Origin of the sequence: Halomonas marinisediminis (genome assembly GCF_004347715.1) — a bacterium.
Lineage (GTDB): Bacteria > Pseudomonadota > Gammaproteobacteria > Pseudomonadales > Halomonadaceae > Halomonas > Halomonas icarae.
On sequence record NZ_SLTR01000088.1, the window covers coordinates 1 to 357 of the forward strand.

The 357-nt window shown below is 43.7% G+C and carries 1 protein-coding gene; it reads left to right on the forward strand.

What is annotated here, in order from left to right; genetic code table 11:
- Nucleotides 1-173: hypothetical protein (locus E0702_RS20230; protein WP_368816920.1), on the forward strand; the 173-nt coding region annotated here is incomplete at its 5' end.
- Nucleotides 174-357: the final 184 nt, after the last annotated feature.

Below are 357 nucleotides of genomic sequence, written 5' to 3' on the forward strand. Positions count from 1 at the left end.
TAGGTGATGTTCCAGGGGTTGGGCATCTCTTTAGAAACAGCACAAAACTGAACCAAAAAACAGAATTGGTAATTTTACTTAAGCCAACAGTGGTTGGTGTGAATACATGGCAAAAGGAGCTGGAACGCTCACGTGATTTACTTCAAGAATGGTTCCCGGAACAGCAGCAGTAAATCGGCATGTATTTAGAGCAATTTGGTTTTTCCCAACTGCCATTTCATCTAACGCCCAATACTGAGTTGTTCTTGGGCTTAGAGCCACATTATGAAGCCATTCAAATGGTCAATTCGGCGCTCTCTATGGGGGAGGGTGTGATTAAAGTAACGGGTGAGGTTGGAACGGGTAAAACCATGGTTT